General features: G+C 67.8%; 12 protein-coding genes. 6 read left to right on the top strand and 6 right to left on the bottom strand.

Annotated elements, in window-relative coordinates; all coding sequences use genetic code 11:
• Together DLM85_RS24505 and DLM85_RS24500 are read right to left on the bottom strand one after the other, a co-directional pair.
• Positions 1–578 (bottom strand): aldose epimerase family protein (locus DLM85_RS24505; protein ID WP_481249168.1); only part of this gene is annotated, 578 nt, incomplete at its 3' end.
• Between the two features lie 221 nt (positions 579–799).
• Positions 800–1,372: a Riean_0653 family protein gene (locus DLM85_RS24500; RefSeq protein WP_111480828.1), complete on the bottom strand. Its 573-nt coding sequence runs from the start codon at positions 1,370–1,372 to the stop codon at positions 800–802.
• A 126-nt stretch (positions 1,373–1,498) separates the two neighbouring features.
• On the opposite strand from DLM85_RS24500, the gene DLM85_RS24495 reads away from it, so the two are divergent.
• Together DLM85_RS24495 and DLM85_RS24490 are read left to right on the top strand one after the other, a co-directional pair.
• Positions 1,499–2,617: a sensor histidine kinase gene (locus tag DLM85_RS24495; RefSeq protein ID WP_165822292.1), complete on the top strand. Its 1,119-nt coding sequence runs from the start codon at positions 1,499–1,501 to the stop codon at positions 2,615–2,617.
• A gap of 94 nt (positions 2,618–2,711) precedes the next feature.
• Positions 2,712–3,473, top strand: coding sequence for a beta-sandwich domain-containing protein (locus tag DLM85_RS24490; RefSeq protein ID WP_111480826.1), 762 nt, complete (start codon positions 2,712–2,714; stop codon positions 3,471–3,473).
• Between the two features lie 250 nt (positions 3,474–3,723).
• Here DLM85_RS24490 and DLM85_RS24485 read toward each other — a convergent pair whose 3' ends face one another.
• On the bottom strand, positions 3,724–5,907 hold the full coding sequence (locus DLM85_RS24485) for a hypothetical protein (protein ID WP_111480825.1): 2,184 nt from the start codon (positions 5,905–5,907) through the stop codon (positions 3,724–3,726).
• A 114-nt stretch (positions 5,908–6,021) separates the two neighbouring features.
• Here DLM85_RS24485 and DLM85_RS24480 point away from each other — a divergent pair, with 114 nt between their 5' ends.
• From DLM85_RS24480 to DLM85_RS24465, 4 genes are all read left to right on the top strand, one after another.
• Positions 6,022–6,618, top strand: a complete 597-nt coding sequence (locus tag DLM85_RS24480) for a DUF1572 family protein (protein ID WP_111480824.1) — start codon at positions 6,022–6,024, stop codon at positions 6,616–6,618.
• 9 nt (positions 6,619–6,627) lie between these two features.
• Complete coding sequence (locus DLM85_RS24475) at positions 6,628–7,173, top strand: 2'-5' RNA ligase family protein (protein WP_111480823.1); 546 nt, start codon at positions 6,628–6,630, stop codon at positions 7,171–7,173.
• 123 nt (positions 7,174–7,296) lie between these two features.
• Positions 7,297–7,758 (top strand): hypothetical protein, encoded by a 462-nt coding sequence (locus DLM85_RS24470; RefSeq protein ID WP_111480822.1) that lies wholly within the window; start codon positions 7,297–7,299, stop codon positions 7,756–7,758.
• Positions 7,759–8,324: 566 nt separating this feature from the next.
• A complete protein-coding gene (locus DLM85_RS24465; RefSeq protein WP_111480821.1) occupies positions 8,325–9,212 on the top strand; it encodes a DUF3667 domain-containing protein in 888 nt (295 codons plus the stop codon).
• A 78-nt stretch (positions 9,213–9,290) separates the two neighbouring features.
• On the opposite strand, the gene DLM85_RS24460 is transcribed toward DLM85_RS24465, so the two are convergent.
• From DLM85_RS24460 to DLM85_RS24450, 3 genes are all read right to left on the bottom strand, one after another.
• Complete coding sequence (locus tag DLM85_RS24460; RefSeq protein WP_111480820.1) at positions 9,291–10,055, bottom strand: SDR family NAD(P)-dependent oxidoreductase; 765 nt, start codon at positions 10,053–10,055, stop codon at positions 9,291–9,293.
• Between the two features lie 76 nt (positions 10,056–10,131).
• Positions 10,132–10,545 carry a helix-turn-helix transcriptional regulator gene (locus DLM85_RS24455; protein ID WP_111480819.1) on the bottom strand — a complete coding sequence of 138 codons (414 nt, stop codon included), beginning with the start codon at positions 10,543–10,545 and terminating at the stop codon, positions 10,132–10,134.
• A 172-nt stretch (positions 10,546–10,717) separates the two neighbouring features.
• Complete coding sequence (locus DLM85_RS24450; protein ID WP_111480818.1) at positions 10,718–12,406, bottom strand: T9SS type B sorting domain-containing protein; 1,689 nt, start codon at positions 12,404–12,406, stop codon at positions 10,718–10,720.
• Positions 12,407–12,678 lie beyond the last annotated feature (272 nt).

Raw genomic sequence — 12,678 nt, 5'->3', positions numbered from 1 at the left:
AGGTAGCGCAGCTTCAGCGTCGGGCCCTCGGCCGAGGTGCCGGGCTCGGCCTGCCAGAGCACCTTGTCGAAGCCCTTCAGGCCGCCGTGCAGGTGGTTGGCGCCGTTGTTGTTGGCCAGGGTGTAGGACTTGCCGTTCAGGGTGAATTTGCCCGCCTTAATGCGGTTGCCGTAGCGCCCGATCAGCGCCCCGAAGTAGGGCCCGGCCTTGCGGTAGGCCGGGCTCTGGTAGCCCGCCACGCTGTCGAAGCCCAGCACGATGTCGCCGAACTTGCCGGCCTTGTCGGGCACGAACAGGCGGGTGATGGTGCCGCCGTAATTCGTGATGCTCACCTGCACACCGTGGGCGTTGCGGAGCGTGTACAGCTCGGCCTGCTGCCCGTCGGCGGTGCGGCCGAAGCCCACGCCCTTGGGCGCTTCGGCGCCGGCGGCTGCCTGGGTGGAATCAGTGGCGGCAGCCTGGGCGGCGTCGGCGGTGGCCTGCTCGGTCGGGGCCGCTTGGTTGCAGCTGGCCAGCAGCAGCAGGCTGCTGGCACCGAAAGCCGTCAGCATACCGGCGGCTTGGAATAGACGAGGCATAGGGGGCGGGAAAAGTGGCGTGACGGGAAAAAGCGCGGCGGCAGCTGGCAAGGTTCCGGCCGCCGCCGCGGCTAAGCGGGGCGAAAAGTAAAAAACCCGCGCCGTTTACACAATCGTTTGTGTAAAATAGCCAGTCAGAACCCCTGACCTGACCTCGCTTGGCACGGTCAGATCAGGGGGTTTACACCGCCTCAACAGCAGCCTGCAACCGGCCGGATGCCTTATCGATTGAAAAGCACATCGAAGCGGCCGCTGCTGATCTGCACGGCCGGCTCGCCCGCCCGCAGATTGGGCAGTTGCCCCTCGAAGGTGCCGGCCACCAGGTTGTGCACCGTGTCGACGACCGTAATGATGATGCGGGCCGTGCCGGGCTGGCTCTGGTACTGCCGGCCCCGGCGGCTGTCGGTGAAGTAAAGCTTGGTGCCGGCTTCGCCGCCGGTGGCGCCGGGGCCGCCGGCCGTGGCGCGGTACACGCCCGGCCCGGCCAGCGAGTCAATCTGTAGCACGAAGGACTCGTTGCGGCTGCCGTCGGTGCGGGCGGCGGTGAGCAGTAGAAACCGGCGGCGCCCGCTCAGGTGCGAGGAGGCCTCCACCCGGTTGTCGGTGCAGCCGTAGATACTGCACCGCTGCCCGGCGGGCAGCCAGGCCGCGCCGCCGAGGCGGAAGCCCAGGGTTTCGGCCCCGGTGGCGGTGGCGGCGGGCAGCGCGGCCCGGGGTTCGGCGCCGGATTTGTCGCAGCCGGGCAGGGCCGTCAGGGCGGCCAGCAGGCCGGTTATCAGGGGCAGATGGTTCATAGCAGCGGATTGGCGGAGGGTGGAACGGCAACTGGTAGTGCCCTTGCCAACGCCGTGCCACCCCGCCGCGGCAACGAAACGGCGCCCAGCACGGTACATACCGGTTACGTCCTTTGCCTCAGCCCCATGCCGCCTGACTACGCCGCCCTGTTTGGCCCGCTGACTGCCCACAGCCGCACCGTATACTTCGCCTACCACGTCGGCACGCGCCGCGTTCGGTACCTGAGCCCGGCCTACGAGCAGGTGCTGGGCGGCCCGGTGGCGCGCATCGCCCAGGACCTGCCCCGCTGGCTGGCCCGCCTGCACCCCGACGACCTGGAGTACCTGCGCGAGCAGTTGCTGCCCGTGGTGCGCGGCGAAACGGCCGTGGTCGAAGACCTGGAGCTGCGCCTGCGCCACCCCGACGACCGGCGCCAGTGGCTAGCCCTCACGGCCGCCCGCAGCACCGACGAGCAGGGCACGACGACGCTGGTGGGCACCCTGCGCGACATCACGCGCACGAAGGAGTACATGCACAACGCCGACAAGTTCAACGCCAAGAAAAATGCCACCCTCGAAATCCTCTCCCACGACCTGTCGGGGCCGCTGATGGTGGTGCAGCAGCTGGCCGAGCACGTGGCCGAGCAAACGGAGGGCTACGCCAACCCCACCCTGCGTGAGCTGCTGCGGCTGATGCGGGCCACCTGCACCGACAGCGTGAACCTGATTCGCGACTTTGTCAACCAGGAGTTTCTGGAATCGGCCAGCGTGGAGCTGAAGCTGGAGCGCATCGAGCTGGTGAGCCGGATCAGCTCTTTTCTGGCTGATTACCAGAATGCCCAGCACCTGCTGCACAAGCGCATCGGCTTCTCGGCCGCGGGCGAGGCGGCTTACGTGCATATTGACGACAACAAGTTTCAGCAGATCATCAACAACCTGCTCTCCAACGCGCTGAAATTCACCCCCGACGGCGGCCGCATCGAGGTGCACGTGGCCCTGCCGCCGGGTCACGTGCAGGTGCAGGTGCGCGACACGGGCATCGGCATTCCGGCCCGGCTGCAGCCCCTGCTCTTCGATAAGTTTACCAAGGCCCGCCGCCCCGGCCTGCGCGGCGAGCGGACCACCGGCCTGGGCATGTCGGTGATTCACACCCTGGTAACGCTGCACGACGGCCGCATCTGGTTTGAGAGCGAGGAAGGCGTGGGCACCACGTTCTACATCGAGCTGCCGGCCGCGCCCGAAGCCTCTCCCCTGCCCGGGGGCTAGCGCCGCCCCGGCGGCCAATGCTATTTCGGCAAGCCAGGTGCGGGCGGAATGCGCGGCGCCCCGTAGCTTGCGGCAACTTTATCTTCTTTTGTTTATGCTACTCCGTTTCGCTACCGCCGGCGCGCTGCTCGGCACCTTGCTGGGGGCCAGCGCCTGCCAGTCGTCGAACCCACCGGTGCAGCCGGCCGTCGGCACGCTGACCGGCGTTATCAGCCCCGGCGGGGCCGCTACGCGGGTCAAAGCCACCGACGACGCCCAGCGCACCTACGTGGTGGCCCCCGCCGCCGACGGCTCCTTTGTGCTACGCAACGTGCCCCACGGCAGCTACCAGCTCACCATCGAGCCGACGGCCGACTACACCGAGCCGGTGCTGGAGCGCAATACGGTCCGCTCGGGCACCCTCAACATCGATACCGTGACCATGCTGCCCGCCGTGCCCACGGGCCTGGGCAGCACCCTGGCCTACAGCGTGGGCGCCGAGGCCTACCGCTTTGGCAGCGTCACGGCCACGCTCACCGGCCGGCAGCTCACCCTCACGGCCGCCCGCACCGCGCCCGGCGCCCTGCCCGACGCCGAGCAGGTATTTCTGCAGCTGACCGATTTCGACGGGCCGGGCGTGTACGAGTGCGGCAGCACGGCCACCATCATCTACCAGAACCGCTACAGCGACCTGGCCCTGCCCTACCGCTGGTCGACGGCCACGCCCGAAGGCCGCGGCACGGTGCGCATCACCTACCACGACGCGGCGGCGCGCCGGCTGGCGGGCGTTTTTTCCTTTGAGGCCGGGGCCGTCAACAGCGGGACCAGCGGCAAGTACAACACCACCAACGGCTACTTCGCCGACGTGGCGTATTAGGCAAGGCGTTTCCCCGAAGGGACGTCATGCCGAGCGCAGCGAAGCATCTCGCGTGCTCCGCTGAACGCCAAATCAGCACGTTATACGGAGCCTCGCGAAGCATCACTATCGTTTCGTTGGCACGCAGTCGTTCGAAGATGCTTCGGCTGCGCGGCACCAGATCAGGCGGAAGAAAACTACCAAGCAACGAAACACCCGAAATGTCTCGGCTGCGTTCGACATAACGTTCTGGGATGGACCTGCTGCTCCGCTACAGCTCGCTGAGCTCCTCGGCCATTTTGCCGGGCACCCCGATGCTGTGCAGCAGCCCGCTCACCACGCCCTGCATCCAGATGGTAAACACGCTGTAGCGCCGGTCACGGTCGGAGCGCACGGGCGCGTCCTTGAGCGCGGCGCCCCGGCGGCGCGGGTTGTCGTCGCGGATGACGAGCACGTTGGCGGCTTTGGAGAGAACTTTGGTGGTGAACTTCTGCTTGTCGCGCCCGCCACCGCGGGTGCTGAGCAGGTCCACTTTCAGGTCGGAGTAGCGGGCCCACATGCGGCCGGTCACTTCCTGCTGGTTCACCTGCAGCTGCACCCGGATGTCGTGCACCTGTCCCCGCTCGAAGCGGGCCGAGCGCGTGGGCACGGTAATAGAGTTCAGAATGGCAAACGGCGCCGGCCCGAAGCGGCCGACGACCCGGTGCCGGCCCTGCGGATCGAGCAGCGGCACCCAGGCCGTGGCCGAGAAGCGGCACTGGTCCTGCAGGTAGGCCGTGGCCCGGATGATGGCCGGCCGGGCCGTGCTCATGCGCCGGGGGTCGTTGGTGAGGTTGGTGGCCGTGCCGGTGAGGCGCGTCAGGGCGAAGTAGCCCGGCCGCCGGGCCAGCGCCCCGGTAAACTTGAAGCGGATATTCAGGTTCCGTACCCGCAGCTCGCGCACGTCGATGCGGAAGGGCAGGCGGCGCACGTTTTCGGGCGTCACCTTGGCCAGCGCGTTGCCCAGCGGGTAGTGGGCATTGCCGATGATGCGCAGGTCCATGTTGGGCGCGGCCACCGTCTGGGCCCGCAGGGCTTTGCGCAGCAGCCCGCCGTAATCGAGCCCGCTCACGCGCACCTCGGGCAGCGTCAGCGTCAGGTGCGTGGCCTGATGCCCCTTGCCGCGCGCCAGCGCGTCCGGCGACACGGTGGGCCGGATCAGCCCGCGCACCACGCGCAGGGTACGGGCGCGGGTGCCCACGTGCAGCGCGGCCCAGCTCAGCTGGTAATACGGCGCGTCGATGGCAATGCGGCCGGGGCCGCAGCTGCCGCGCCAGTCGCGGGCGTAGAGCACCCGCTGCCGGTCCCGAAAGCCGGCCGAATCGATGCGCAGGTCGTCGGCGGCAAGGGTGACATCGACGAAGCGCGGGGCGCGCGCCACCTGCGTGAGCTGCAGCTGAGCGCGGCTCACGCGCAGGTGGCGCAGCTGCACGCGGCGCAGGTAGGGCGCCAGCGCCACGTGCAGGGGCGGCGGCGTCTGGGCCGGAATGCCAAAAACCAGGCGCGGCCCCGGCACGCGCAGCGAGTCGGCCCGCAGCACCCGCCGGGCCAGCAGCCGGGGGTTCAGGCCGCTGAGGCTCAGGTAAGGCAGCCAGAGCGTTACGCGGGCCGCGCCGCGCGCCAGCTGCCCGTCGGCCACGGGCTGCACGCGCAGGGAATCGAGGCGCAGCTGCCCGCGGGCCGAGCTGAAGCGGGCCGCACCGAGGCGGAGCCGGTGGCCGGGCACCTGCGCGGCCAGCCCCTGCACGCGCAGCTCCACGGTCGCCGCGTAGCTGAGCCGGCTGGAATCCTGGGCGGCGCCGCGGCTGATGAGCACGTCGGTGGCCGCGAGCTGACCGTGGCGCAACTGGGTGCGCCCGCCCCGGCCCGACACCACGCGCACGTCATTGACCAGCAGGTGAGCCAGCCGCACGCCCGGGATGCGCGGCGGCAGCTGCTCGTGCAGGGCCTGGCCCTGGCCGGCGCGCTCGGGCGTGCGCAGCACCCGGGCCCGCACGCGGCGAATCAGCAGGGTGTCCACGTTCACCACCTCGCCCTTCAGCAGGGCGCCCAGGCCGAGGCCCGCCACCCGAATTTCATCGACGGTAAGCAGCAGCCAGGGCGCCTCCTGCCCGGCCGGCACGGGGCGCTGCCGGGGCCAGCCGGCGGGCCGCAGCCACACGCGGCGCAGCGTCAGGGCCCGTTGGGGCAGGCTGGTGCGCAGGCTGCCGATGCGCAGCTCGTAGCGCCCCTGCGACTTTTCGGCCACCGTCTGCTCCAGCTTGCGGCGCAGCCAGGGGTCGAACAGCCGGGCGGCCACGACGCCGAGCAGGAGCAGCACGACCAGCGCGCCCGCCAGCCACCACAGCCAGCGAAACCGGCGGCGGGGTGGCGGGGCAGCCGGCGGCGAGGAGGCGGAAGCAAAGTTGGTGGACACGCGTTGGAGCAACAATCAGGGCTAGTACGCAAAACCTGGCCGGCGGTCTGGCCCGGCGGCCGCGGAGTTGGCGGCCAGCGGTTACCTTCGGGGCCGTTCACCCGTGTTTCTGCCATGTCCTCGCCCGCTTCCCCCGACCTCGCCGCCGCCCTGCTGGCCACCGTGCGCCACGGCTTCCGCAGCTACCAGGCCCTGGCCGACCAAGCCCTGGCCCAGCTGACACCCGCCGAGTGGCTGTGGCGCCCCGAGCCGAACTCGAACAGTGCCGCCGTCATCGTGCAGCACCTGGCGGGCAACCTCCGCTCCCGCTTCACCGATTTCTGGACCTCGGACGGCGAGAAGCCCGACCGGAACCGCGACCGGGAATTCGAGGAGCCCGCCTCGGAGGCCGACGTGGCGGCCCTGCAGCAGCAGTGGCAGGCGGCCTGGCCCATCCTCTGGCGGGTGCTCGACCACCTGGAACAGCACCCGGCGGACTGGCTGCGCCCCGTCACCATCCGGCAGGAGCCGCACACGGCCCTGGCCGCCCTGCAGCGGCAGGTGGCGCACTACGCCTACCACACCGGGCAGCTAGTGCTGCTGGCCAAGGCCCGGCGCGGCGCCGACTGGCAAACCCTCAGCATTGCGCGCGGGCAAAGCGAGCAGTTTAATGCCCGGATGCAGGGCCGGCCCGGGGCCGGGGCCAACCTTCGCACCGGTTCGGGAGTTTAAGCGCCGCGTATGCTTGCTATTACTTCCCTGCTCAACCCGCAAAACGCCCAGCGCATCAACGGCATCATCCAGAGCCTGGAGGATGAGTTCGGCCTCGACGACGTGCAGGCCACGCCCGATCCGCACATCACCTACCTGCTGGCCGGCGTCAACAAGCACGACCCGCTGAAGGAGGTGCTCGAGGACATTGCGGCCACCACCGTGCCCTTCGAGGCGCACACCACCGGCCTGGGCCTGTTTCCGGGCCCCAACCCCGTCATCTACATCCCGGTGCTCCGCTCCGAGGCCCTCAACCGGCTGCACCACCGCCTTATCGCGGCCACCGAGCCGCTGTGCCTGCGCACCGACAAGTTCAGCACGCCCGAACTCTGGCTGCCCCACATTTCGCTGGCCCTGCACGACACCACGCCCGAGCTGCTGGGCCCGGTGCTCCAGTACCTCAACGAGCAGACTTTCAACCTGAAGCTGCGCATCAGCAACCTGGCTATTCTGCGCCAGGAAGGCGAGCAGTTCATCCCCGAAGAAGTGTACCCCCTGGAAGGCGAAGACGAGTGAGCTAGGAGCTAGGAGCTAGGAGCGTATGGCCGTTTTGGCCTGGGGCTGCGAATTTGCACGATATTCTAGCTCCTTGCTTCTAACTCCTGGCTCCTACCTTTGCCCCGCACCAATTCGCTGCTTATGTACTCCACTCTACTGCTGCTGCACTCCTGGACGCGCTGGCTCGTCCTGATTTTTGGCCTGATTGCCTTCCTGCGCGCCCTTTCGGGCTGGCTGGGCCGCCGGCCCTACTCCGGCGCCGACAACGGCATGGGCGCCGCCTTCGTGGGTTCCATGCACCTGCAGCTGCTGCTGGGCCTGATTCTGTACTTCGTCAGCCCCTTCGGCGCCAAGGCCTTCGAAACGGCCGGCGGCGCGGTGATGAAAGATGCCACCGGCCGCTTTTTCGCCGTGGAGCACCTGGCCATGATGCTGGTGGCCGTCATCTGCGCGCAGGTGGGCCGTAGCACCTCCAAGAAAGCCCTCGACGCGGTGCTCAAGCACAAGCGCGCCGCCATCTGGTTTGGCGTGGCCCTGCTCGTGGTGCTACTGATGATTCCGTGGGGCATCTGGAACCCGGCCCGCCCGCTGTTTCGCTTCTAACGCAGCTGACCACTTTGCTTTTCAGCCCCGCCAGGCACAGCTTGGCGGGGCTTTTTCGTGCCCGCCGGCGGACCTGGTTTTCGTCGTAGCCTACTTACCATCCAGCCGCTTTGACTGCCGCTGAGCGGCCCGCAGCCGGGCCCGCGGCGGGCCGCAGCTGCCGCCCGGGCGGAGTAGCTGCCCATCCGTCACCTGCCGGTCGGCTGAATGAGCAAGTGCGCAGTGGCACCTGCCGGCCCGCCGACAGCTGCAAGCCCAGGGTGGTAGAGAATCAAACCCTGGAAAATGGGCTGCCCGCAGGCCCGCCGATAGCCAGGGCCAGTTTTCACTGCTGCTGCACCGACCTCACCCGGGAGGCGGGGCTCATGTATTTGCGCCCGGGCAGCGCGCCGGCGGCCACGGCTCGATGCGGGGCTGCCGGTTTGCGCGGGCCTTTCCTCCCCCACCGGCTACCGGCCGGAGGTGTTCGACCATGCCGCCGGGTACGCTGAAAAAGCCCGGCGCGGGCTAGGCGGGGCTACGCGGTTTATCTATATTTCAGACTTCTAGCACCTTTGCCCAATGCTATGAACCCGACCCTTACCCAGGAGGCTCCCCTCACCGCAGACCACGCCCACGCCACGGCCTGCCTGAACTGCGGCACCGCTCTGCACGACCGGTTTTGCGCCCGTTGCGGACAATCGGCGGCTACGCACCGCATTACCATGGCCCACTGGCTGCACGACATTCCGCATTCCATCTGGCACGTCGATAAGGGCGTATGGTTTACCCTGCGCAGCATGTTTGTCCGGCCGGGCGCGGCCATTCGGGCTTACGTGCAAGGGCAGCGCGTCGATTATTTCCGGCCGGTGGCCCTGGTGCTGCTGGTTACGGGGGTCTATTCGTTTCTGGCGGCAATATTCCACCTCAGCCCCTTGCCGCCCCGCCCGGCCAACGTGTCGCAGGAGATATACGACATACAGCTTATGGGCGCCAGCATCATTTCCAAGTACATGAGCTGGATGTACGTCGCCATGGTGCCCGTAGTGGCGGCCTTTATGCGCTTGTTGATGCGCCGCACCAAGTTCAACTACGCCGAGTGCCTGGTAGCCGTAGCGTTTATTACCAGCGCCAGCAACTTCATTGCCGTGCTGTTTCTGCCGGTTATGTACGTATTTAACGGTACGCCCCAGGCTCAATCGGTGGCCACCTGGCTAAGCCTGGCAGCCTTCGGCTACCAGACCTGGGCGTATAGCACGCTCCTGCAAAACACGCCCCTTAGCGCCTTTGGGCGCATCTGGCGCGGGCTGATTACGTCCGTGGGCGGGTTCCTGACCAGCATCTTCATTGCAACGTCCATCCTGCTGGCTATCAACTGGAGTAGCTTCAAGGCCGCCGTCAAGGCCCAGCACGCCGCCAAAGCACCTGCCGCCACCGTCCAACCCGCTCCCCCCGGCCCGGCGCCAGCTCACTAGCGCCGGCTGGTGGCGACTCACGCACGAAGGCCCCGCTGTTGCTGGTTCGACAGCGGGGCCTTGTTTTGGGCGCGGGAATTACAGCGCGTAGCCACCCGAAGCCTCGATGCGCTGGGCATTCACCCAGCGGGCGGCGTCGGAACAGAGAAAGGCCACCACGCCGCCCACGTCGTCGGGCTCCCCGATGCGGCCCAGCGCCGTCTGGCCCGCCATGTAAGTTTCCAGCTCGGGGTGCGCTTCGCGGGCCGCCGCCGTGAAGTCGGTCTTGATGATGCCGGGCGCCACCACGTTGCAGCGGATGCCCCGGCTGCCCAGCTCCTTGGCCAGGTACTTCGTGAGCGTCTCCACGGCCCCTTTCATGGCGGCGTAGGCCGAGTAGCCGGGCGTGGTGAAGCGGGCCAGGCCGGTGGAGAAGTTGACGATGCCGCCGCCGTCGGCCAGCAGCGGCAGTAGCCGCTGGGTCAGGAAGTACACGCCCTTGAAGTGCACGTTCAGCAGCGCGTCGAAGGCCTCTTCGGTCATGTCGGCGAACAGCCCGCGCGCGTCGATGCCGGCGTTGTTGACGAGGAAGTCGAAGGTGTCGCGCTGCCAGTGCTGCTGCAGCGCGGCGGCCAGGGCCTCGGCAAAAGCCGGAAACGAGGCCACCTGGCCGGTATCGAGCGGCAGGGCCACGGCGCGGCGGCCCAGCGCTTCGATTTCGGCCACGGCGGCCCGGGCTTCGTCGGCGCGGGTGCGGTAGGTCAGCACGATGTCGTGCCCGCTCTGGGCCAGGTGGCGGGCGGCGTTGCGGCCTAGGCCGCGGCTGCCGCCGGTTATCAGGGCTATTTTCGGGGTGGAGCTCATCTGCTTCTGTTTAGGTGAAAACCGATGGCTCAAAGGTCCGACCCCGCCGCGGCCCGGCTGTGGTGAGTGTTTCAGTTTAAATGGTGAGTGTTTCCGCCTGCCGCCGTTGCCGGGCCCACTCGGCTTCGCGGTACTGCTTGGGCGTGAGGCCGGCGAAGCGCTTAAAGAACTTGGTGAAGTTCGAGGGGTCGTAGGTGAGGCGGGCGGCTATGTCGGCCACCGGGGCCGGGCTTTCGCGCAGCAGGCGCCGGGCCAGGTCCAGAATGCGCGCCTCGAAGAAGTGGCACGGCGAATGGCCCGTGACGAGCTTGAGGGTGTTGCTCAGGTGCGTAGGGTGGATGTGCAGACGGGCGGCCAGGTCGCGGATTTCCAGCATCTCCGTCACCCGCCCCGCCTCCAGGTCGGCCAGGTGCCGGTCGATTTCGCGCAGGAAGTCGGCCACTATCTCGTGCTGGCGGGCCAGGATTTTCTTGGGAATGGGCGTGGGCATGGCATCAAACGGGTTTTGGGTGTACTAACTACGGGAAGCCGGGCAAGTTGGGCCCGCGCCGAAAAAAGGGCCGGGCCACGCGGCAGCAGTACAGCATCTTATGCAGGCCGCCATGCAAAACGGGGCCGCTCCTGTTGCTGGAGCGGCCCCGTTTTGCCCGGTTGGCGGGGGGCTATTTCACCACTTCCACCCAGTTTTTGTAGGATTCGCGGCGGCCCTGGCAGTTCGTGTATTCCAGCAGGTAGTAGTAGACCCCGGCGGCGCTGCTGCCGGCCGTCCAGCCTTTGCCGACGTCTTTGCTGGTGTACACGCGCTTGCCCCAGCGGTTAAACACCTGCAGCGAGAAGTCCGTCACGTTGGGCATTCCCAGGCGCAGCTCGTCGTTTTTGCCGTCGTTATTAGGCGTGATGACGTTGGGGTACACCACGGCCTTTTCCACTTGCAGGCTGGTGGTGGTCCGGCAGCCGTTGGCAGTGGTGTACGACACCGTGTAGCTGCCTTCGGCCGAGGCCGTCAGGTCCACCACGCCCGTGGCGGCATCCACCACGAGCCCGGTCGGAGTGGCCGCAAACCGGGAGCCGGCCGCCGGCGCGAAGGTGGGCACGGCGTTGGGGCCGTTGCGGTAGAAGGGCGGGCAGCCGTAGGTCAACGGCGCCGGCGGCGCGGCAATGGTTACCGTGGTGGTGGCCGTGGCCGCGCAGGGTGCCGTCACGGTGTAGGTCACGCTGTAGATGCCCAGGGCGGAAGCGGCCAGGTCAATGGCCCCCGTGGTGGCGTCGATGACCAGGCCGGTGCTGCTGCTGAAGCGGCCCCCGGCGGGCGTGGCCGTTACGACGGCCGCCGTGCCCTGCTGGCAAAAGGTGGGCGTGGCCGGGGGCACGGCGTACGTCAGCGCGGCCGTGCTGGGCAGCACCGTCACGGTTATCGGCGTGGAAGTGCCCGACTGCAGCCGGCAGGTCAGGCGGGCCCGGTACTGGGTGGTGGCGGTGGGCCGGGCCGTGTAGGTGGCGGCCGTGGCCCCGGCAATGTCGGCGAAGGTGGTGCCGCCGTCGGTGGAGGCCTGCCACTGGTAGGTAATGCTGCCGCCGATGGTGTTGCCGCTCAGGCTCAGCGCCACCGGCGAGCCGGGGCACACGCTGGCGGTGCTGGCGCGGGCCGCCCCGCCCGTGGGCGCCCCGAGGCAGTCGGAGCCCAGGCTGATGCCCATCACGTTGAGCACCGGGTCGGTGGAGGTTTTCGACACGGTCACGCTCTGCACCGCCTTGCTGTAGTTGGCCACGGCCAGCGGCAGGCGCACCTCGTAGATGGTCGGGTCGTTGGGCTGATTGTCGATGATGTTGTCGGGCCGGTTCACGCGGCTGCCCACCACAATGGCCGGCGTGGCCCCGTTGCCGAACCAGTCGGGCACCACCACGTTGGTAAACAGCTGGATGGAGCCGTCGGTGAAGGTCACCAGGAAGGTTTTGGGCGCCGTGGTGCCGTTGCCCTCCGTGGCCAGCACCATCACCTCGCTGCAGGGCTGCGGGTTGGTGAGCGTGAGCACGCCCGAGCCCGCCCCGTCGATGCGCAGGGAGTTGTTGCCGCTGCTGGGCCCCATCTGGTAGCTCAGGCCGGGCGTGGTGCGGCTGCGAAAAAAGCCGCTGGCCGGCAGCGCGCGCGTAGGCCGCTGCCCCGCGGGGTTGACGAAGGTCGAATCGGCGAAGCACCAGCGCACCGTGGCGTTGCCGCGGTCCACGGTATTGGTGGTGGAGCTGGCGACCGAGCCCGGCCCGTTGGCAATGACGTCGGCGGTGTAGCCCGTCACGGCGGCGGGCACGTAGCTTACCTGCGCGGCCGCCGCCCCGGCAAGCAGCATGTTCATTCCTAGCCCTGCCAGCAGCGGGACAAACCGAGTAAAGTGTTTCTTCATGCGAAGCAGTAAAAAGAATACGAGCGGGGGAATGCAGGCGTAATGAACAACGCAGCCTTATATATTCCAATAACCTCTTTTATATTTTTTCCACACTCGCTCCCACAACCAGGCACTTGCATATCGTCATCTTTCGTACAGAAAGACCTAAACTTTGGCCACAAATCAAATATTAATAGTTTTTAATCCTCATTTAGATAAAAAATCCTTGCCTTCGCGAATAT

It is taken from the genome of Hymenobacter edaphi, assembly GCF_003258365.1.
GTDB lineage: Bacteria > Bacteroidota > Bacteroidia > Cytophagales > Hymenobacteraceae > Solirubrum > Solirubrum edaphi.
The sequence above is the reverse complement of the archived record's forward strand: the minus strand, read 5'-3'. Positions and strand labels throughout refer to the sequence as shown.